20 protein-coding genes and 1 other RNA gene are annotated in these 18,812 nt (G+C 64.4%); 7 read left to right on the top strand and 14 right to left on the bottom strand.

What is annotated here, in order from left to right; all coding sequences use genetic code 11:
* Positions 1 to 139: 139 nt before the first annotated feature.
* Both QDT69_RS13165 and miaA read right to left on the bottom strand, forming a co-directional pair.
* Positions 140 to 1,915 carry an acetolactate synthase 3 large subunit gene (locus QDT69_RS13165; RefSeq protein WP_279706954.1) on the bottom strand — a complete coding sequence of 592 codons (1,776 nt, stop codon included), beginning with the start codon at positions 1,913 to 1,915 and terminating at the stop codon, positions 140 to 142.
* A 433-nt stretch (positions 1,916 to 2,348) separates the two neighbouring features.
* The gene (miaA, locus tag QDT69_RS13170) at positions 2,349 to 3,278 is read right to left on the bottom strand and encodes a tRNA (adenosine(37)-N6)-dimethylallyltransferase MiaA (RefSeq protein WP_279706955.1); all 930 of its coding nucleotides are present in this window, start codon (positions 3,276 to 3,278) and stop codon (positions 2,349 to 2,351) included.
* Between miaA and serB the strand changes: the two genes are divergently transcribed.
* On the top strand, positions 3,277 to 4,182 hold the full coding sequence (serB, locus tag QDT69_RS13175; RefSeq protein ID WP_279706956.1) for a phosphoserine phosphatase SerB: 906 nt from the start codon (positions 3,277 to 3,279) through the stop codon (positions 4,180 to 4,182). The genes miaA and serB overlap by 2 nt on opposite strands.
* 98 nt (positions 4,183 to 4,280) lie before the next feature.
* Here the strand turns inward: serB and QDT69_RS13180 are convergent, their stop codons facing one another.
* From QDT69_RS13180 to QDT69_RS13235, 12 genes are all read right to left on the bottom strand, one after another.
* On the bottom strand, positions 4,281 to 5,777 hold the full coding sequence (locus tag QDT69_RS13180; protein WP_279706957.1) for a Do family serine endopeptidase: 1,497 nt from the start codon (positions 5,775 to 5,777) through the stop codon (positions 4,281 to 4,283).
* 309 nt (positions 5,778 to 6,086) lie between these two features.
* On the bottom strand, positions 6,087 to 6,287 hold the full coding sequence (locus QDT69_RS13185) for a DUF2065 domain-containing protein (protein ID WP_050421088.1): 201 nt from the start codon (positions 6,285 to 6,287) through the stop codon (positions 6,087 to 6,089).
* 81 nt (positions 6,288 to 6,368) lie between these two features.
* Positions 6,369 to 7,268, bottom strand: a complete 900-nt coding sequence (locus tag QDT69_RS13190; protein WP_279706958.1) for a protease modulator HflC — start codon at positions 7,266 to 7,268, stop codon at positions 6,369 to 6,371.
* Positions 7,265 to 8,407 carry an FtsH protease activity modulator HflK gene (hflK, locus tag QDT69_RS13195; protein WP_279706959.1) on the bottom strand — a complete coding sequence of 381 codons (1,143 nt, stop codon included), beginning with the start codon at positions 8,405 to 8,407 and terminating at the stop codon, positions 7,265 to 7,267. Before hflK ends, QDT69_RS13190 begins: the two co-directional genes overlap by 4 nt.
* A 144-nt stretch (positions 8,408 to 8,551) precedes the next feature.
* Positions 8,552 to 9,064, bottom strand: coding sequence for a dihydrofolate reductase (locus QDT69_RS13200; protein WP_279706960.1), 513 nt, complete (start codon positions 9,062 to 9,064; stop codon positions 8,552 to 8,554).
* A complete protein-coding gene (locus QDT69_RS13205) occupies positions 9,064 to 9,549 on the bottom strand; it encodes a GNAT family N-acetyltransferase (RefSeq protein WP_279706961.1) in 486 nt (161 codons plus the stop codon). Before QDT69_RS13205 ends, QDT69_RS13200 begins: the two co-directional genes overlap by 1 nt.
* Positions 9,549 to 10,343, bottom strand: coding sequence for a thymidylate synthase (locus tag QDT69_RS13210; protein ID WP_279706962.1), 795 nt, complete (start codon positions 10,341 to 10,343; stop codon positions 9,549 to 9,551). The genes QDT69_RS13205 and QDT69_RS13210 overlap by 1 nt, the downstream gene beginning before the upstream one ends.
* Positions 10,344 to 10,517: 174 nt before the next feature.
* Positions 10,518 to 11,489: a tripartite tricarboxylate transporter substrate-binding protein gene (locus QDT69_RS13215; RefSeq protein ID WP_279707123.1), complete on the bottom strand. Its 972-nt coding sequence runs from the start codon at positions 11,487 to 11,489 to the stop codon at positions 10,518 to 10,520.
* A 193-nt stretch (positions 11,490 to 11,682) separates the two neighbouring features.
* Positions 11,683 to 13,197, bottom strand: coding sequence for a tripartite tricarboxylate transporter permease (locus tag QDT69_RS13220; protein WP_279706963.1), 1,515 nt, complete (start codon positions 13,195 to 13,197; stop codon positions 11,683 to 11,685).
* A 7-nt stretch (positions 13,198 to 13,204) separates the two neighbouring features.
* The gene (locus tag QDT69_RS13225; protein ID WP_279706964.1) at positions 13,205 to 13,705 is read right to left on the bottom strand and encodes a tripartite tricarboxylate transporter TctB family protein; all 501 of its coding nucleotides are present in this window, start codon (positions 13,703 to 13,705) and stop codon (positions 13,205 to 13,207) included.
* 94 nt (positions 13,706 to 13,799) lie between these two features.
* Positions 13,800 to 14,333: a chromate transporter gene (locus QDT69_RS13230; protein ID WP_279706965.1), complete on the bottom strand. Its 534-nt coding sequence runs from the start codon at positions 14,331 to 14,333 to the stop codon at positions 13,800 to 13,802.
* The gene (locus QDT69_RS13235; RefSeq protein WP_279706966.1) at positions 14,330 to 14,941 is read right to left on the bottom strand and encodes a chromate transporter; all 612 of its coding nucleotides are present in this window, start codon (positions 14,939 to 14,941) and stop codon (positions 14,330 to 14,332) included. The genes QDT69_RS13230 and QDT69_RS13235 overlap by 4 nt, the downstream gene beginning before the upstream one ends.
* 76 nt (positions 14,942 to 15,017) lie before the next feature.
* Between QDT69_RS13235 and ssrA the strand changes: the two genes are divergently transcribed.
* The 6 genes from ssrA (at position 15,018) to QDT69_RS13265 (ending at position 18,802) form a co-directional block, all read left to right on the top strand.
* Positions 15,018 to 15,383, top strand: a transfer-messenger RNA (tmRNA) gene (ssrA, locus tag QDT69_RS13240).
* 144 nt (positions 15,384 to 15,527) lie between these two features.
* The gene (locus QDT69_RS13245) at positions 15,528 to 16,049 is read left to right on the top strand and encodes a ClpXP protease specificity-enhancing factor SspB (protein ID WP_279706967.1); all 522 of its coding nucleotides are present in this window, start codon (positions 15,528 to 15,530) and stop codon (positions 16,047 to 16,049) included.
* 175 nt (positions 16,050 to 16,224) lie between these two features.
* Positions 16,225 to 17,640, top strand: a complete 1,416-nt coding sequence (gene fumC, locus QDT69_RS13250) for a class II fumarate hydratase (protein WP_279706968.1) — start codon at positions 16,225 to 16,227, stop codon at positions 17,638 to 17,640.
* A gap of 276 nt (positions 17,641 to 17,916) precedes the next feature.
* A complete protein-coding gene (locus tag QDT69_RS13255; RefSeq protein WP_074128041.1) occupies positions 17,917 to 18,120 on the top strand; it encodes a DUF4169 family protein in 204 nt (67 codons plus the stop codon).
* Entirely contained in the window at positions 18,117 to 18,392 is a 276-nt protein-coding gene (locus QDT69_RS13260; RefSeq protein WP_021077181.1) for a ribbon-helix-helix domain-containing protein, read from the top strand. Before QDT69_RS13255 ends, QDT69_RS13260 begins: the two co-directional genes overlap by 4 nt.
* Positions 18,393 to 18,448: 56 nt before the next feature.
* Positions 18,449 to 18,802 (top strand): VOC family protein, encoded by a 354-nt coding sequence (locus QDT69_RS13265; RefSeq protein ID WP_279706969.1) that lies wholly within the window; start codon positions 18,449 to 18,451, stop codon positions 18,800 to 18,802.
* The last annotated feature ends 10 nt before the right edge of the window (positions 18,803 to 18,812 follow it).

Here is an 18,812-nt window from a genome sequence, read left to right on the forward strand (position 1 = left end):
AGGGGGACTCTCCGCGGACACGGTGAGAGTTGGATTCGCGGAGACTCCCCCTCACCCGGATTGCGCTTGCGCGCAATCCGACCTCTCCCCGCAAGCGGGGCGAGGTGAAGAGAGAGTGCCTGCCGCGAACTCGACATCGTCACACCAGCGCCTTGCCGCCGGAGAAGGCCTTCGCGGTGGCCTCATCGGTGGCTTCTTCGGGCAGCAGCATCTCGTTGTGCGCCTTGCCCGACGGGATCATCGGGAAGCAGTTCTCCAGCGCGGCGACGCGGCAGTCGAACAGCACCGGGCGCTTGATCGAGATCATGTCCTTGATCGCGCCGTCGAGATCGGACGGCTTGGTCGCCTGCAGGCCGACGCAGCCATAGGCGTCGGCGAGCTTGACGAAGTCCGGCAGCGCCTCGGAGTACGAATGCGACAGGCGGTTGCCGTGCAGCAGCTGCTGCCACTGCCGCACCATGCCCATGTACTGGTTGTTCAGGATGAATATCTTGATCGGCAGCTCGAACTGAACCGCCGTCGACATTTCCTGGATCGTCATCTGCACCGAGGCATCGCCGGCGATGTCGATCACCAGGCTGTCCGGATGCGCCACCTGCACGCCGACCGCGGCCGGCAGGCCGTAGCCCATGGTGCCGAGACCGCCCGATGTCATCCAGCGGTGCGGTTCCTCGAAGCCGAAGAATTGCGCGGCCCACATCTGGTGCTGACCGACTTCGGTCGTGATGTAGGTGTCCTTGCCGCGGGTCAGCTCGAACAGGCGCTGGATCGCGTATTGCGGCAGGATGACATCGTTGTTCTTGCGGTAGGACAGCGAGTTGCGCGCGCGCCATTGCGCGATCTGCTGCCACCACGCCTTGATGTCGGGCTTCTTCGCCTCCGCCTTGAACACCTGAAGCAGGTCGCCGAGCACGTTGCCGCAGTCGCCGATGATCGGCACGTCGACGCGGATGTTCTTGTTGATCGAGGACGGGTCGATGTCGATGTGGATCTTCTTCGAGCCCGGCGAGAACGCATCGGTGCGGCCGGTGATGCGGTCGTCGAAGCGCGCGCCGACGCACAGCATGACGTCGCAATCATGCATCGTCATGTTGGCCTCGTAGGTGCCGTGCATGCCGAGCATGCCGAGCCAGTTGGCACCGGACGCCGGATAGGCGCCCAGCCCCATCAAGGTCGAGGTGATCGGGAAGCCGGTCGCCTCCACCAGCTGGCGCAGCAGCTGCGAGGCCTCGGGGCCGGAATTGATCACGCCGCCGCCGGAATAGATCACCGGGCGTTTCGCGTTGGCGAGCATCGCCACCGCCTTGCGGATCTGGGTCGCATCGCCCTTGACGCGCGGCGTATAGGAGATGTGCACGTCCGACTTGCGCGGCGGATGATAGGTGCCGGTGGCGAACTGCACGTCCTTCGGCACGTCGACCAGCACCGGACCGGGCCGGCCGGTGGTGGCGACATAGAAGGCCTCGTGCAGCACCTTGGCGAGGTCGTTGATGTCACGCACCAGCCAATTGTGCTTGGTGGCGGGCCGGGTGATGCCGACGGTGTCGCATTCCTGGAAGGCGTCGTTGCCGATCAGATGGGTCGGCACCTGGCCGGTGATGCAGACCAGCGGGATCGAATCCATCAGCGCGTCGGTCAGCGGCGTCACCATGTTGGTGGCGCCCGGGCCCGAGGTCACCAGCACGACGCCGGGCTTGCCGGTCGAGCGGGCATAGCCTTCCGCGGCATGGCCGGCGCCCTGCTCGTGGCGGACCAAGATATGCTCGACCTCGCTCTGCTGGAAAATCTCGTCATAGATCGGAAGCACCGCACCGCCGGGATAGCCGAAGACATGCTGCACGCCGTGATCGATGAGTGCGCGCACGATCATCGCGGCGCCGGTCATCTGATTGGGATCGTGGCTCTTGTCGGTCATGGTTCGCTCCGGATGCGCTTGTTTTTGCGCGGCTTTTGTCGGTTCTCGTCAGTTCGGCTTCGGGCAATAAAAAGGGGCCCCAGAGGCCCCATGCACACCGCCCGAATTTGGATGGCAGCTAGCCATCCCCGGCGGTGTGCCTGGGTACGACGGCGATAAGCAGTTTGGTAATAATGTTGCGCACGAGACGACCCAGTCTTCCCAAAGGTTGCGCGAACATAGCGGCCAAAGCCTGAATGTCAAGGCAAGGCAAGCACTTTCGCGATTTACGTACTCTACCGGGGTTCCGCTCGTTCGGCGAGTGTTTTTGCGGCAGCGAACGCGCATGGCTGACGGGCGTGCGGGCCGTCCGTAGCCCGGATGGAGCGGAGCGAAATCCGGGACCAGCGCGTCCTGGGGCGAGATTCGCGGATTGCGCTGCGCTCGATCCGGGCTACGGAATGCGGCTCTCCAGCCACGCCGTCGCCGCCTCCGGCGCCACCCATTCGAATTCCGGAAGCTGGTGGCGAAACCAGGTGAACTGGCGCTTGGCGTAGTGACGGGTGTCGGCACGGCCGATCTCGGCGGCCTCCTCCCTGCTGATTTCGCCGTTGATGTGCCGGATCAGCGCCGGCACGCCATGGGCCTTCATCGCCGGCAGCAGCGGATCGAGCCCGCGCGCCGCAAGCTGCCCGACCTCGTCGAGCGCGCCGGCGTCGAGCATCGCGCCGAACCGGGCGTCGATCCGCGCATAGAGCTTTTCCCGATCAGGCGCGAGAAACAGCGCGTGGAATTCGCCCTGCGGCAGCAGCGGCGGCAGCCCGTCGCGATGCCAGTCCGGCAGTGGGCGGCCGGTGGCCTCGACGACCTCGAGCGCCCGCGCGATGCGGGTCCGATCGCGCGGCTTCAGCCGTTCGGCCGACACCGGATCGCGCTGCGCCAGTTCGGCATGCAGCGCCTGGACGCCGTGCTGCTCCAGCCTTGCGCGAACAGCGTCGCGCACATCAGAGGGGATCGGCGGCACCGCCGAGAGGCCGCGCGTCAGCGCCTTGAAATAGAGGCCCGAGCCGCCGATGAAGATCGGCAACTGTCGCTGCGCGCGCGCCTCGCCGAGCACCCTCGCCGCGTCAGTCACCCAGGCGCCGGCGGAGAAATTCACGCCGGCGTCGACATGGCCGTAGAGCCGGTGCGGAACCTGCGCCTCCTCACTGGTCGTCGGCCGCGCGGTGATGATCCGGAGGTCGCGATAGACCTGCATGGAATCGGTATTGATGACGGCCCCGCCGGTCCGCTGCGCAAGCGCGAGCGCCAGGGCCGACTTGCCGCTAGCGGTCGGCCCTGCGATAAGCACTGCCTTGTCCAACAATCCCGAATGCGCCTGCATGTCCCTCGTTGCCACGCTGATCTGCAATCCTGCAAGCCCCGCGCTCGATTCCACCATCGTCGACGGGGCGCGGGCCGTGCTGCCCTCACCCGGCCCGGCGCAGTGGCTGTTCAACGAGGTCGCCGTCGACATTCCCTTTGAACATTCGGACGCCAGCAGGGATGACATCAAGGCGTTCGAGGAGCGCCTCCGCCAGGCCCGCGGCGACCTGCCGATCGACATCGTCGTGCAGCCTCGGATCGGCCGGCGCAAGAAGCTTTTTCTGGCCGACATGGATTCGACCATGATCGGCCAGGAATGCATCGACGAGCTCGCCGACTTCGCCGGGCTGAAGGCCCATGTCGCTGATATCACCGAGCGCGCGATGCGCGGCGAGATCGAGTTCGAATCGGCGCTGCGCGAGCGCGTGGCGCTGCTCAAGGGCCTGCCGGTCAGCGTGGTCGACGAGGTGCTGGACAAGCGCATCACGCTGACGCCGGGCGGCCGCGAGCTGGTCATGACCATGCGCGCGCAGGGCGCCTACACCTGCCTGATCTCGGGCGGCTTCACCCTGTTCACCAAGGTGGTCGCCGAGAAGGTCGGCTTCCAGGAGAACCGCGCCAACCAGTTGCAGGTCGAGAACGGCGAGCTGACCGGCGAAGTGATCGAGCCGATCCTCGGCCGCGCCACCAAGCTCGCCACCCTGGTCGAGCTGACCGAGTCCTTCGATCTCGACGACATCGACACGCTGGTGGTGGGCGACGGCGCCAACGATCTCGGCATGATCCAGGCCGCTGGCCTCGGGGTTGCCTATCACGCCAAGCCGGCCGTCGCGGCCGCAGCCGCAGCCCGGATCGATCACGGCGATCTTACCGCGCTGCTGTATGCGCAGGGCTATCGGCGGGATGAGTTTGCGGAGGGGTGAGGTCACAGTCATTCCGGGGCGATGCGAAGCATCGAACCCGGAATCTCGAGATTCCGGGTTCGGTCCTGCGGACCGCCCCGGAATGACGTCGGCAAATATTACTGCACGCCGAGCGCCACAAACCGCAGTTCGCCGTCGCCGTTGGAGACCAGCAGCAGCACGGACTTCTTGCCGTCCTTCTTGAGCTGGTCGACGCGCTTCTTGATGTCGCCGGCATTGGCCACCGCCTCCTGCGCCACCTCGACGATGACGTCGCCGGCCGACAACCGCTTCTCGGCGGCATCGGAGGCGTTGTCGACGCCGGTGACGACGACGCCCTTCACGCTGTCCTTGATCTTGTACTTGGTGCGCAGATCCTTGCTCAGCGCCGCGAGGTCGAGACCGAGCGCCTTCTGGGTCACCGGTTTCTCGGCGGTGTCATCCTTCGGCTTGGCGTTGGCCTGCTGAACCTTGTCATTGTCCTCGAGCCGGCCGAGCGTGACCTTGCGGGTCTCCTCATTGCCCTTGCGGATGATGACGACGTCGACTTCCTTGCCGACCGCGGTATCGGCGACGACGCGCGACAGATCCTTCGGGTCCTTGACGTCCTTGCCGTCAAACTTGACGACGACGTCGCCGGGCTCGATGCCGGCCGGCTTGGCCGGGCCCTTGTCGTCGACGCCGGCAACCAGCGCGCCGCGCGCCGGCTTGATGTTGAGGCTGTCGGCGATCTCGTCGGTGACCTGCTGGATGCGCACGCCGAGCCAGCCGCGGCGCAGCTCGCCGAATTTCTGCAACTGGTCGACGACGCCGGCCACCGTCTTCGACGGCACGGCGAAACCGAGGCCGATCGAGCCGCCGGTCGGGGAAATGATCAGCGTATTGACGCCGATCACCTCGCCCTCGAGGTTGAATAGCGGACCGCCCGAATTGCCGCGATTGATGGCGGCGTCGGTCTGGATGTAGCTGTCATACGGACCCTGGCTGATGTCGCGGTTCTTGGCCGAGACGATGCCAGCGGTGACCGTGCCGCCGAGGCTGAACGGGTTGCCGATCGCGACCACCCAGTCGCCGAGGCGGATCTTGTCGCTGTCGCCGAACTTGACCGCGGTGAGCGGCTTCGGCGGCTTGAACTTCAGCACCGCAAGGTCGGTCTTCTTGTCGACGCCGACCAGCTCGGCCTTGATCTTGGTGCCGTCGTTGAGGATCACGTTGATCTCGTCGGCGTCAGCGATGACGTGGTTGTTGGTGACCACGATCCCCGCGGTGTCGACGATGAAGCCCGAGCCGAGCGAGTTGGTCTTGCGCGGCTGGAACTCGCCGCTCTTGTCGCCGCCCTTGCCGGGCGGCCCGCGGCGGTTCTTGAAGAAGTCGTCGAAGAATTCCTCGAACGGCGAGCCCGGCGGCAGCTGCGGCATCGTCCGGTCCTTGGCCTCGATGGTCTGCGAGGTCGAGATATTGACGACGGCGTCGATCACCTTCTCGGCGATGTCGGCGATGCCCTCGGGACCGCGCGCGAACGCCGGCGCGGAGCTCAGCATGCTCGCAGCACCGATCGAGATCGCGGCCCCCATCATGCGGAGGCGACGGCTCAGGGCTGGTCTGGCAGCGATCATGTCGGAATTTCTCCAGGCAAACGGGTTCAAATTAGCTGGTCGCAGGTGTACGCCCGAGGTCGCAGGTGTGCGCCCGTGGTCAGAGAGTGCGCCCGAACGGGCATTTGGCGCAAGCATCACCCGGGCATTTCGGCGAAAAACCGGCTGGGGAAGGCTCACGATTGTGTTCAGTCTTGTTTGTCATTCCGGGATGGTCCGAAGGACCAGACCTCAGGGGCGTAATTGCGCCCCGGGGAATCTCGAAGTTCCCTCGGGCGCAATTGCGCCCTTGAGGTTCGTGCTTCGCATGCTCCGGAACGACAGGTTAGCTCAGCGGCGCACCGCCCAGATCAGGACAAGCCCCGCGACCGCCGAACCGATGCCGACGATGCGCAGGATGTTGTCGGGCGTGGCCAGCGCGCTCTTCATCGCCCGGCGCATCCAGGCGGGGCTTGCCGCGAACAGGATGCCTTCGAGCACGAACAGGATTCCCAGACCGATGAGGAAGTCGCCGAACGCTATTGACCTCATCGGATGGCAACCTCCCGCGCGATGATTGTTGTTCTTCAAGTGACGGCGGCGCGTTGTCCGCGCCGCCGTCGCGTCGTGAATTTACTGTTTCGGCGCAGCCGCCGCCTCGGCCGGCTTGCCGTTGGCACTGCCGAAGTATCTGAAGAATTCCGAGTCCGGCCGCAACAGGAAACGCGTGTCGCTGGACTTGAGGCCGTTCTCATAGGCCGTCATCGAGCGGTAGAACGCGAAGAAGTCCTTGTCCTTGCCATAGGCCTCGGCGAACAGGCGGTTACGTTCGGCATCGCCCGCACCGCGGGTCTGATCCGCGGCGGAGTTCGCCTCGGCGACGATCACGGTTGCTTCGCGATCGGCCTTGGAGCGGATCTCCAGCGCCTTCTGGTCGCCCTGCGCGCGGAACTCGGCCGCCTCGCGCTCGCGCTCGGTCTTCATCCGGTTGTAGACCGCCTGGCTGTTCTGCTCCGGCAGGTCGGCACGGCGGATCCTGACGTCGACGACCTCGATGCCGTAGCCGTCGGCCTCCCTGTCGAGCTGCTCGCGAATCCGCGACATCAGCTTCTCGCGGTCGTCACGCACCACCGTGATGAAGCTGACCTCGCCGAGCACGCGGCGCAAAGCCGCGTTCAGCAGCGTGGTCAACTGCAAATTGGCAGCCTGGATCGAGCCGACGCTGGTGTAGTAGCGCAGCGCATTCTTGATGCGGTAGCGCGCGAAGGCATCGACCACGAGCCGCTTCTGGTCGGAAGCGATCACTTCCTGCGACGGGTTCTCCAGATCGAGGATGCGCTTGTCGACATTGATCACCGAATTCCACGGCGCCTTGAAGTGCAGGCCGGGCTCGGTGACGATGTCGACCGGCTCGCCGAACCGCAGGACGATGGTCTGCTCGGTCTGCTGCACGGTGAACACCGAGCTGTAGCCGACGGCGAGAACGATGAAGAGAACGATCAGGGCCAGAATGCCGGTGACAGGGGACCTCATCGGGTGGCTCCCTGCTGCTGGCCGGTGGTGGCCGGCGCTGCCGACGGCGGACGCCGCGGCGTCAATTCGCCGAGCGGAAGGTAGGGCACGATGTTCTGGCCCTGGCCGTCGAAAACCAGCTTCTCGGAGCCGCCGAGCACGCGTTCCATGGTCTCCAGATAGATGCGCTCGCGCGTCACGTCGGGTGCCTTCTTGTACTCTTCATAAACCTTGAGGAAGCGCGCGCTCTGGCCCTTGGCCTCGGCGACCGCCTGCTCCTTGTAGCCCTCGGCGGCCTGCTGGATCTGCGCGGCACGGCCGCGTGCTCCCGGCACGATGCTGTTGGCGTAGGTCTGCGCCTCGTTCTGCTTGCGCTCGAGGTCGGCGCGCGCTGCCTGCACGTCGCGGAACGCGTCGATCACCTGCGCCGGCGGATCGACCTTCTGCATCTGCACCTGGGTGATCTGGATGCCCGCATTGTAGGTGTCGAGCGTCCTCTGCATCAGCTCCTGCACGTTCTGCTCGGTGACGTTGCGCGCTCCGGTCAGGATCGGCTGGATCTGCGAGCGGCCGATCACCTCGCGCATTGCGCTTTCGGCAACCGCCTTCACGGTGCCCTCGGGATTCTGGATGTTGAACAGATAGGCGCCGGCCCCGCCCGGCTTGATGCGCCACAACACGGTGAAGTCGACGTCGACGATGTTTTCGTCGCCGGTCAGCATCAGGCTCTCTTCCGGCACGTCACGCATCGAGCGGCCGCGCCGCGCGGGATCGTCGATCAGGGTCATGCCGATCGAGATCGTGTTGACGCGCAGCGCCTTCGGCAGCAGCACTGTCTCGATCGGATACGGCAGATGATAGCGCAGGCCCGGCTGCGCATCGCGGTCATACTTGCCGAAGCGCAGAACGACGCCGAGCTCTTCGGACTGGACGCGGAAGATTCCGGTCGCGAACCAGATCGCCAGCGCGGCGACCAGCACCAGCGCGATACCCATGCCGCTGAAATGGCCGCCGGGCAGCCACTGCTGCAGCCGGTCCTGGCCGCGCCGCAGCAGATCCTCAAGATCCGGCGGCCTTGGCCCGGCCGACTGCGGACCAGTGCCCCATGGCCCTTTCGGACCCGAGCCCCATGGCCCCCCGCCTTGATTTTTCCACGGCATCAAACATCTCCTCGGCAAGCCCGGACGGGACGCCCGGGCTCGAATGTCCGGCCCGGTTATAGGGGACCGCTGGGGCCCTTACAACGCAAGCTTCCTGAGCGGACGAGCTATGCGCCGGGCCATAATTGTCAATGCAAACATTGGTTAACGTTGGCCGCGCCGACGATATGTCACATAGGAGAAGTCGACGCTGTCATCCGGACCTGCCGGATTCCGGACGCGCGCGACCTCCTCCCACTCCTTCGCATCGATGTTTTCGAACCGCGTGTCGCCGTCCGGCCGGGCGTGGACCTCGGTAATCTCAAGACGATCGGCGATGCCCATCCACTGCGCGTAGATCTCGGCGCCACCGATGATTGCAATTTCAGTGGCGAAACGCCGCAGCGCGTCACCAAGCGCAATTGCGCGGGCGTTTTCGAGCGACGTCGTGACGATAGCTCCGCGCGCGCGGTAGTTCGCATCGCGCGTCACCACGATGTTGGTGCGCCCCGGCAGCGGCCGGCGCAGGGACTCAAACGTCTTGCGCCCCATCACGATGGGCTTGTTCAGCGTCATCGCCTTGAGGCGCTGCTGGTCGGATTTCAGCCGCCACGGAATTGCGTTACCGCTGCCGATCACGCCGTTCTCGGCGACCGCAACGAGGAGCACGATCTCCATCAGCGCGCTCCTTCCGCGAGTGCCGACAACGCCTCGCCGGAAACGCGACAGATCGTCCATTCGTCCATCATCTCGGCACCGAGCGATTTGTAGAATGCGATCGACGGCGCGTTCCAGTCGAGCACCGCCCATTGCAGGCGCGACCAGCCATTGGCGAGGCAGTGCCGCGCCAGATGCACCAGCAGCGCCTTGCCGATGCCCTTGCCGCGCAGCGCCGGGCGCACGAAGAGGTCTTCGAGGTAGATGCCGTGTCGGCCGGCGAAGGTCGAGAAGTTGACGAACCAGACCGCGAAGCCGGCCGGCTCGCCGTTCCATTCCGCGATGTCGCAAAACAGCCGCGGGCTTTCGCCGAACAGCGCTTCGGCGATGTCGGCCTCGCTGGCATGGACCTCGTGCAACAGCTTTTCGTAGTCAGCGAGCTCGCGGACCAGCGAGAACACCAGTCCGGCCTCATCGGGCCGCGCGCGGCGGATCAGGAGCGACATCAGACCGCGACTTCGGCCTTGATGTGCGGATGCGGGTCGTAGCCTTCGAGTTTGAAATCCTCGTAGCGGAACGCGAAGATATCCTTCACGTCGGGATTGATCGCCATCGTCGGCAACGGCCGCGTCGGCCGCGTCAGTTGCAGCCGCGCCTGCTCGAGATGGTTCGAATAGAGATGCGCATCGCCGAGCGAGTGCACGAAATCGCCGGGCTTCAGGCCGGTCACCTGCGCGACCATCATGGTCAAGAGCGCGTAGGAGGCGATGTTGAAGGGCACGCCGAGAAAGACGTCGCCGGAGCGCTGATAGAGCTGGCAGGACAATTTGCCGTTCGCGACGTAGAACTGGAACAGGCAGTGGCACGGCGGCAGCGCCATCTTGTCGACCTCGGCCGGATTCCAGGCGCTGACGATCAGCCGCCGCGAGTCCGGATTGCGCCTGATCATTTCGATGACGTTGCTGATCTGGTCGATGCTGCGGCCATCGGGCGCGGGCCAGGACCGCCACTGCGAGCCGTAGACCGGGCCGAGATCGCCATTGGCGTCGGCCCATTCGTCCCAGATCGTGACGCCGTTGTCGTTGAGATATTTGATGTTGGTGTCGCCGGCGAGGAACCAGAGCAGCTCGTGCACGATCGCCTTCAGCGGCAGCCGCTTGGTGGTCAGCATCGGGAAGCCCGCCGAGAGGTTGAAGCGCATCTGGTGGCCGAAGATCGACAGCGTGCCGGTGCCGGTGCGGTCGTGCTTCTCGGCGCCGTCGGCGAGGATGCGTTCGAGCAGGTCGTGATACTGGTTCATGACGGTCTTTTCGGAGCTTCGAGAGAACGGCGAACTTAGCGGCCGAGGCCGCCGGCCGACACGCCGATTCGGCTGAACGCACGGATTATACCCTGAAAAATGAGCACTCCCCCGGCAAACGACAAGGGCGGAACCCGCGTTCCGCCCCTCGCCTATCCAATTGATCGCGCTGGATTAACTTGCCGGCTTGAGCACCGGCGTCCATTTCGCGATCTCGTTCTTCACGAGCATCGCCAGGGCCTCCGGGGTGCGGTTGGCGGGCGCCGGGATCACACTGCCCAGTTCGAGCAGGCGCTTGCGGACGTTGTCATCGTCGAGCGCCTTGATCGCCGCCGCGTTCAGCGTGGCGATGATGGCGGGCGAAGTTCCCTTCGGTGCGAAGATCGCATTCCAGGCCTGAGCCTGGAAGGCCGGGAGGCCGGCTTCGGTCGTGGTCGGCACGTCAGGCAGCGACGGGTTGCGCTCGGGGGTTGCGACCGCATAGGCCTTGATGGTGCCGGCCTTGATCTGCGGCACCGCGTTGACGATCTGGTCGCACATGTAATCGACCTGGCCAGCGACCAGCGCATTCATGGCAGGGCCGGTGCCGTTGAAGGGCACGCCGACCGGCTTGACGTCGAGGATCGAATTCAGGAGTTCGCAGGAGGCGTGCGAGACCGAACCGATGCCGGCATGCGCGGCGTTGACCTTCTCGGCGTTGGCTTTCACGTAAGCGACGAACTCCTTCAGATCCCTCGGCGGGAAATCCTTGCGGGCGAGGATCAGGATCGGCGTGCCCGCGAGCAGCGCGACGGGCTCGAAATCCTTCTCCGGATGATAGGCGAGTTTCGGATAGAGCGGCACGGACGCGGCGTGCGTGCCCATGTGCCCTGTAATCAGCGTGTAGCCGTCATTGGCGGCGCGCGCGGCACGCGTCGTCGCCGTGGTGCCGCCGGCGCCGACCACGTTCTCGATCACGATGCTCTGTCCGAGCGTCTGCGCCATGTGCGCGGTGACGATGCGCGCGATGACGTCGGTCGGACCGCCGGCTGCGAACGGCACGATCATGGTGATGGTGCGAGTGGGATAGGTCTGCGCAGCCGCCGGTACGGCGAATGCGCCGAGCGCGGCAAATGCCGAAAGGCATGCGCCCGCAAGCGAGCGAATGGATCATCTCAATTCCTCCCGGGAACGTTTTGACCAAAAAAAATGCCGGCCAAATCGGCCGGCATTTTCATTTCATGAGACGACAGCGCGAGTCGATTCGACTTCCGCCTGCGGCGCGCCGACGCAGGGTTGGCGCTCCTTGTTTGAGCATGATCTATCCGGAAAACCGCTTCACACTTTTCCGGATCATGCTCTAGCCCTCCGACTCCACGAACACTTCGTCGCGCTTCGCACGCAAGGTCGGCAGCACGGCAAGCACCAACAGACCTGCCGCGATCGCGAGCAGCACCGCCGACAGCGGCCGCGACAGGAATACGCTCCAGTCGCCGCGCGAGATCAAGAGTGCACGGCGCAGGTTCTCCTCCATCAGCGGGCCCAGCACCATGCCGAGCAGCAGCGGCGCCGGCTCGAAATCGTGCTTGATCAGCCAGTAGCCGACGAGGCCGAACGCACCTGCGAGCACGACGTCGACCGGCGCGTTGTTCACCGAGTAGATGCCGATCGCGCAGAACACCACGATCGAGGGGAACATCAGGCGGTACGGCACGCGCAGCAGACGGACCCAGATGCCGACCAGCGGCAGGTTGATGATGATCAGCATCAGGTTGCCGATCCACATCGAGGCGATCATGCCCCAGACCAGGTCCGGCTGCTTCTGCATCACCTGCGGACCCGGCACGATGCCATGAATGGTCATCGCACCGACCATCAGCGCCATCACCGCATTCGGCGGGATGCCGAGCGTGAGCAGCGGGATGAACGAGGTCTGCGCCGCGGCGTTGTTGGCGCTTTCCGGCGAAGCTACGCCTTCGATCGCGCCGCGGCCGAACCGCGACGGATCCTTCGCCAGCTTCTTCTCCAGCGTATAGGCCGCGAACGACGCGATCACGGCACCGCCGCCCGGCAGGATGCCGAGGATCGAGCCGAGCACGGTGCCGCGCAGGATCGCCGGCGTGGAGTCGACGAGGTCCTTCCTGGTCGGCATCAGGCCGGTGATCTTCTGCTGCACCAAATTGCGGTCCATCTCCGCGCCATGGTCGAGATTGCGGATGATCTCGGCGAAGCCGAACACGCCCATCGCCACGGTGGCAAAGCCGAGGCCGTCGGCAAGCTCGGGGATGTTGAAGGCCATGCGCGAGGCGCCGGTCTCGATATCGGAGCCGACCATCGACAGCAACAGGCCGAACACGATCATCGCGATCGCCTTCAGCACCGAGCCCTTGGCGAGCACCACGGCGAAGATCAGGCCCAGCACCATCAGCGAGAAATATTCGGCCGGGCCGAACGCCAGCGCGAGCTTGGTCAGCGGCGCACCGAGCACGGCGATTAGCACGGTGGCGACGCAGCCGGCAAAGAACGAGCCGATCGCGGCGATCGCGAGCGCCGGACCGGCGCGGCCCTGCTTGGCCATCTGGTGGCCGTCGAGCGCGGTCACGACGGAGGTCGCCTCACCCGGAATATTGACCAGGATCGAGGTGGTCGAACCGCCATACTGCGCACCGTAATAGATGCCGGCCAGCATGATCAGCGCACCGACCGGCGGCAGGCCGAAAGTGATCGGCAGCAGCATGGCGACGGTGGCGATGGTGCCGATGCCCGGCAAGACGCCGACCAGCGTGCCGACCAGCGCACCGATCAGGCACATCAGAAGGTTGATCGGCGAGAATGCGACCGCGAAACCGTGGGCAAGATTGGCAAACAGTTCCATCACGCCCTCACTGAATCAGGAAACGCGGGAACATCGGCATCGGAAGTCCCAGCACATAAGGAAACAGAAGCGCGCAGCCGAGTGTCAGGCAGGCGCCGACGATGATGGCTTCGATCCATCTCGTCTCGTGCGAGCCCATCGCCGCGATCAGAAAGGCGGCAAAGGCGGAGACGACGAGCCCGAGCGGGCGGATCGCCAATGCGAAAAACACGATTGCCGCTGACACGAACAACGGGCCGCGCCAGGAATACGCCGCGATGTGCGGACCGTCCTTCAGAACTCCCATCAGCGCGACAGCGCCGCCGAGCAACAGCAGCAGCACGGCGAACATGCGCGGCGCGGTTCCGGCGCCGAACGAAAATCCGTGCATACCCTGCAAATCGCTGGAGGCCCACAAGGCAAACAGCGCAACCGCCACCATGGCGAGCCCGCCGACAAAGTCCTGCGGGCCGCGCACCCATTTCGGCAAGATCGATTTGACCGGCGCCTCGCTCGGCGTATCGCTCATGACTTCGCTTCCCCCCGTCAGGGCTGTCCCGCCCGTATTGATTGAATGGCTTGGCTTGTGGTGCGTTGACCGAAAGCCTTGCTAGCGATTTTCGTCAGACAACGCCAGCAAAACCCAAGAGACCTCCGGCAAGCAACATCCACAAAGGATTGATCCGCGTCGCAAAGGCAAGCGCGGCTGCGACAATGGTGATCAGGACCGCGATCCAACTTTGGTCTGATGTCTGTGCCACGATCAGGCCCGAGGCGGCCATCAGGCCGATCGACAGCGGAACCAATGCCGCCTGGATGATCGCCGGCCAGCGCGCATCGCGCGAACGATCGAGGAAACGGCTGACATAATAGGCAAGCAGCGCGGTCGGTCCGCACATCGCAACCGTCGCAGCCAGTGCTCCGGCAACGCCTGCGACAGAATAGCCTATCAGCGTCACAATCAGCACGTTCGGTCCCGGCGAGAGCTGCGAGATCGCGAATACGTCGGCGAACTGCTTGTCGGTCAGCCAGTGATGCACGTCGACGGCAGCGCGATGCATTTCGGGGATCGCCGAATTGGCGCCGCCGACCGCAAACAGCGACATCAGGCCGAAGGTCCAGAGCAGCGCCGCGATCGGGTTGGACTCCGAGTTCATGCCTTCACCATGCGGCGGGTCAGGATCGTGATCGCGAGGCTGAGCGGGATCGCCACCAGCAGCACGATCTGCAGCGGCCATCGGATCAGCCCGATCGCGACGAAAACCGCGGCCAGGATGACGAGGCCTGTGACATCACGCCGCTTCAGGAGCGGCAGCATCATCTTGAGGACGACGGCGAACAGCAGCCCGACCGCGGCACAGGCCACGCCGGCAAGCGTCCGGCGCAGCACGTCGATGTCGCCATAGCGGGCGTAGAGCGCGGCAAGGATGGTTGCGATCACCATCGGCGGCCCGACCAGCCCGGCAAAGGCCGCCAGCCCACCCGCGATGCCGCGAAAGCGCGAGCCGAAAACGACCGACAGGTTGACGATGTTCGGACCTGGCAGGAAATGGCACAGCGCGAAGGTCTCGTTGAACTCCTCCGCCGTCATCCAGCGGTGCTGTTCGACGATCCCCCGCCGGGCCCAGACCAGGACCCCGCCAAAGCCGGCCAGCGACATCTTGGCAAAGGCCAGGAACAGCTCGAGCAGGCCGGGCTGCAGGGGTGGCGACGGTGCGGAGGCATCCGGCGCCGGGGCGGCAACCGGCGGGGATTCCGGGGGCATGGCCAAAATCTAGAACGGCGTCAGGATGCCGGCCAACCCAAATCGGCGTGTTTTCACAGCAGAAAGGGTCTGAATCGGCTCTGTTTTTCTATCGCTTTGCCGCTATATTGGGGGTGCCGGTTCGCCGGCTATGGAAATAAATGACCGTCGCAATAAACCATTCGGACCCGGGGGCGGTACCCGGCGCCTCCACCAAAACCCATCTTGGGACCACCCTTCGGTGGCTTTTGGCGGGGGCGAAATAGGATCGACGAGGGCGTAAAGGGCGTGTTTTTTCTCGGTATGGTTCCGCCGACATCGGGCCAATGCAATAGTTGCCAACGACAACTTTGCTCCGGTTGCTCAGGCTGCGTAACGCAGTTTGAAAGACCATCTTAAAGTCCTAACGGGTTAAGCTCCGTTAGGCGGGGTTCGGAGGCACCTGGCAACAGAAGCCTCCACTTTATTTCCGATCGGGCGTCCGCCCCCTATTTCAGCTGCCAGCCCTGCTGATTTCCGGCTCCCGGCGAGGTAGCATGGGGCCAAAGCGGGCGAGTCGGATCATCCGGCGAGCCTCACCGGCTATTTTCGAAGCGACAGGATCACCATGGCGACCGATCACATCCGATATGACGTGCTGGCGCGCGACGCGCTGCGCGGGGTGCTGCGCCGGGTCCTGTCGGACGCGGCCGAACATGGCCTGCCGGGTGAGCATCATTTCTACATCACCTTCCTCTCGCACGGCGACGGCGTGAAGCTGTCGCCGCGGCTGCTCGCGCAGTATCCGGAGGAGATGACCATCATCCTGCAGCACCAGTTCTGGGATCTGGTGGTGACCGAGGACCGCTTCGAGGTCGGCCTGTCGTTCGGCGGGATTCCCGAGCGGCTCAACGTGCCGTTCGCCGCCGTGACGCGTTTCCTCGATCCGTCGGCACCGTTCGACCTGCGGTTCGACGTCTCGGACGCACTGTCGGAGGAAGCTCCTCCCGCGACGGCACCGGCCGCACCCCTCCCCGCACCGGCTGCCCGGGCGGCGGTCGAGCCCGAAACGGCCGAGACCGAGCAGGAGCCCGCGAAGCCCAGCGAAGGCGCCGAGGTCGTGCGGCTGGACCGCTTCCGCAAGAAATAATCTAAACGCAGATCGATCCTCGACCTTGTAGGATGCGCGCAGGAGCGGGATGACAGATCGTCATCCCGGACTATCTTTTGCATGAACGTGTCTTCGCGCGGCCGCTTTGGCGTTGCCGCGGCGGACAGCCGGCACCATGCCGGATCACGTGCTGATGACGCAACGGAGAGCATTCATGGCTCAATCGACGACACCATCCAACGCCGCCACCCGTAGCGAGACCGACAGCTTCGGTCCGATCGACGTCGCCGCCGATCGCTACTGGGGCGCGCAGACCGAGCGCTCGCGGCAGAATTTCAAGATCGGCCACGACCGGATGCCGATCGCGATCATTCATGCACTCGCCATCGTCAAGCTCGCGGCGGCCGAGACCAATCGCGAACTCGGCCAGCTCGATGCACGCCGCGCCGACGCCATCATCAGCGCCGCCAGGGAAGTGATCGAGGGCAAGCTCGACGATCATTTTCCGCTGGTCGTGTATCAGACCGGCTCGGGCACGCAGACCAACATGAACGTGAACGAGGTGATCGCCAACCGCGCCAACCAGATGCTCGGCGGCGAGCTCGGCGCCAAGCAGCCGATCCATCCGAACGATCACGTCAACATGAGCCAGTCGTCGAACGACTCGTTTCCGACTGCGATGCACATCGCTGCAGCGGACCGCATCATCGCCGACCTGATCCCCGCCCTCACCGAGTTGCATCAAGCGTTGCACCAGAAGCAGGAGGCGTTCGCCAAGATCGTGAAGATCGGACGCACGCACACCCAGGACGCGACACCGCTGACGCTCGGCCAGGAATTCTCCGGCTACGCCGCGCAGGTCGAGAGCGGCATCGCGCGGCTGCACACCGCCGTGAAGGAGCTGTTTCCGCTCGCGCAAGGCGGCACTGCTGTTGGCACCGGCCTCAACTCGAAGCCGGAATTCGCCAGCGCCTTCGCCAAGCATGTCGCCGCGATTACCAAGCTGCCGTTCACGAGTGCCGCGAACAAGTTCGAGGCGCTGGCTTCCAACGACGCCTATGTGCTGGTGCATGGCGCGATCAATTCGGTGGCGACCGGCCTGTTCAAGATCGCCAACGACATTCGCTTCCTCGGCTCGGGCCCGCGCTCCGGTCTCGGCGAGTTGATCCTGCCCGAGAACGAGCCGGGCTCCTCGATCATGCCGGGCAAGGTCAATCCGACCCAGTGCGAAGCCATGACCATGGTCTGCTGCCAGGTGTTCGGCAATCAGACCACGATCACCGTCGCCGGCAGCCAGGGCCATTTCGAGCTCAACGTGTACAAGCCCGTGTTGGCATATTGTATGATAAATTCCATTCAGTTGCTGTCTGATGTTGTCCGCTCATTTACTGAGCATTGCGTTGTCGGCATACGCGCCGACGAAAAGCGCATCAACGAGCTGATGCAGCGCTCGCTGATGCTGGTGACCGCGCTCGCGCCGAAGATCGGCTACGACAACGCGGCGAAGGTCGCGAAGTCCGCGCATGCGCACGGAACGACGTTGAAGGAAGAGGCTTTGCGGCTCGGATTTGTGTCCGCGGATGAATTTGATCGCCTCGTGCAGCCGGACAAAATGACACACCCCGGCTGAGCGGACGACGCGCAATGTCCGGATAATTACGGTCAGCGCGCGTGATATAATTATGGATCATAACGCCTAAAGACTAAGGCGAGCTGCCTATCAGCTCTGCGCCGGCGCATGGTACAGACGTCTAGTTTTCGCAGAGCGAAACGGATTCTTTGATGCTATCACAAGCATCAAACGGGGATTCGGGATGGGTATCGAGCCGGGCGCGCAGCGCGATCGCTCTTGCTTTCGTCACGATGCATCACCAATTCCGCTTTGGGGACGATGAGGACGACGAGCATGGGCGACGTGGTCAACTTGAAACGATTCAAGAAGCGCGGTGAGCGCGAACAAGCAGCGAAGCAGGCCGAAGCCAATCGTGCGCTATTCGGTCGCACCAAATCTGAACGAGCGCGTGACGAATTTCTCGGCGAGCGCAGCGCGCGTGCGCTCGATCAGCACCTCCTGGACCCGAAGCGTATCGACAGTGGAGACGCATCATGAAGTCTCCCGTCGTCAAGCGTTCGATCGTCGTTGCCGGTCACAAGACCAGCGTCAGCCTCGAGGAAGCCTTCTGGAACGGCATGAAGGAGATTTCCGGTTTGCGGAACATGACGCTGTCTGAATTGGTCGGCGAGATCGACAGCAACCGTCAGCAGGGCAATTTGTCCTCAGCTATCCGGCTTTTCGTGCTCGACTATTTCCGCTCGCGCGCCACTCCGGCGGTGCCGACGGATGTCAGGCCCCAGCAGGTCGACACGCGCCAGCAGGCCTGACGGCCCTCACCGACCGTCGCTGCAACAGACGGTCGTTCCACGGCGCGGACTTCAGCATGAAGGTCAACCGCATTGTCGCGAACGTTGCCGCATCTGACATCGCGGCAGCGCGGTCGTTCTATCGGGACATCCTTGGCCTCGAGCCGCTGATGGATTTCGGTTGGGTTGCGACTTACGGCTCATCCGAAACGATGCAGGTTCAGATCAGCTTCGCTTCCGAAGGTGGCTCCGGCACGCCGGTGCCTGATCTCTCGATCGAGGTCGACGACCTCGACGAGGCCCTGCGCCGAATGAAGGCAGCCCGCATCGCGATCGAATACGGACCGGCAAACGAGCCCTGGGGCGTGCGGCGCTTCTTCGTCCGCGATCCCTTCGGCCGGCTGATCAATATTCTCCAGCACCAATCGTGAGCCGGCGCGT

This window comes from Bradyrhizobium sp. CER78, from assembly GCF_029846235.1.
In the GTDB taxonomy this organism is placed as follows: domain Bacteria; phylum Pseudomonadota; class Alphaproteobacteria; order Rhizobiales; family Xanthobacteraceae; genus Bradyrhizobium.

Excerpts from the sequence above, each read along its gene's own strand:
- serB (WP_279706956.1), top strand. The coding sequence starts at position 3,277 with ATGTCCCTCGTTGCCACGCTGATCTGCAATCCTGCAAGCCCCGCGCTC.
- miaA (WP_279706955.1), bottom strand. The coding sequence starts at position 3,278 with ATGCAGGCGCATTCGGGATTGTTGGACAAGGCAGTGCTTATCGCAGGG.
- QDT69_RS13190 (WP_279706958.1), bottom strand. The coding sequence starts at position 7,268 with ATGAGGTCCCCTGTCACCGGCATTCTGGCCCTGATCGTTCTCTTCATC.
- QDT69_RS13225 (WP_279706964.1), bottom strand. The coding sequence starts at position 13,705 with ATGAGCGATACGCCGAGCGAGGCGCCGGTCAAATCGATCTTGCCGAAA.
- hflK (WP_279706959.1), bottom strand. The coding sequence starts at position 8,407 with ATGCCGTGGAAAAATCAAGGCGGGGGGCCATGGGGCTCGGGTCCGAAA.
- QDT69_RS13265 (WP_279706969.1), top strand. The coding sequence starts at position 18,449 with ATGAAGGTCAACCGCATTGTCGCGAACGTTGCCGCATCTGACATCGCG.
- QDT69_RS13180 (WP_279706957.1), bottom strand. The coding sequence starts at position 5,777 with ATGATCGCTGCCAGACCAGCCCTGAGCCGTCGCCTCCGCATGATGGGG.
- QDT69_RS13245 (WP_279706967.1), top strand. The coding sequence starts at position 15,528 with ATGGCGACCGATCACATCCGATATGACGTGCTGGCGCGCGACGCGCTG.
- QDT69_RS13165 (WP_279706954.1), bottom strand. The coding sequence starts at position 1,915 with ATGACCGACAAGAGCCACGATCCCAATCAGATGACCGGCGCCGCGATG.
- QDT69_RS13210 (WP_279706962.1), bottom strand. The coding sequence starts at position 10,343 with ATGAACCAGTATCACGACCTGCTCGAACGCATCCTCGCCGACGGCGCC.
- QDT69_RS13205 (WP_279706961.1), bottom strand. The coding sequence starts at position 9,549 with ATGTCGCTCCTGATCCGCCGCGCGCGGCCCGATGAGGCCGGACTGGTG.
- QDT69_RS13255 (WP_074128041.1), top strand. The coding sequence starts at position 17,917 with ATGGGCGACGTGGTCAACTTGAAACGATTCAAGAAGCGCGGTGAGCGC.
- QDT69_RS13200 (WP_279706960.1), bottom strand. The coding sequence starts at position 9,064 with ATGGAGATCGTGCTCCTCGTTGCGGTCGCCGAGAACGGCGTGATCGGC.
- QDT69_RS13220 (WP_279706963.1), bottom strand. The coding sequence starts at position 13,197 with ATGGAACTGTTTGCCAATCTTGCCCACGGTTTCGCGGTCGCATTCTCG.
- fumC (WP_279706968.1), top strand. The coding sequence starts at position 16,225 with ATGGCTCAATCGACGACACCATCCAACGCCGCCACCCGTAGCGAGACC.
- QDT69_RS13185 (WP_050421088.1), bottom strand. The coding sequence starts at position 6,287 with ATGAGGTCAATAGCGTTCGGCGACTTCCTCATCGGTCTGGGAATCCTG.
- QDT69_RS13260 (WP_021077181.1), top strand. The coding sequence starts at position 18,117 with ATGAAGTCTCCCGTCGTCAAGCGTTCGATCGTCGTTGCCGGTCACAAG.
- QDT69_RS13230 (WP_279706965.1), bottom strand. The coding sequence starts at position 14,333 with ATGAACTCGGAGTCCAACCCGATCGCGGCGCTGCTCTGGACCTTCGGC.
- QDT69_RS13235 (WP_279706966.1), bottom strand. The coding sequence starts at position 14,941 with ATGCCCCCGGAATCCCCGCCGGTTGCCGCCCCGGCGCCGGATGCCTCC.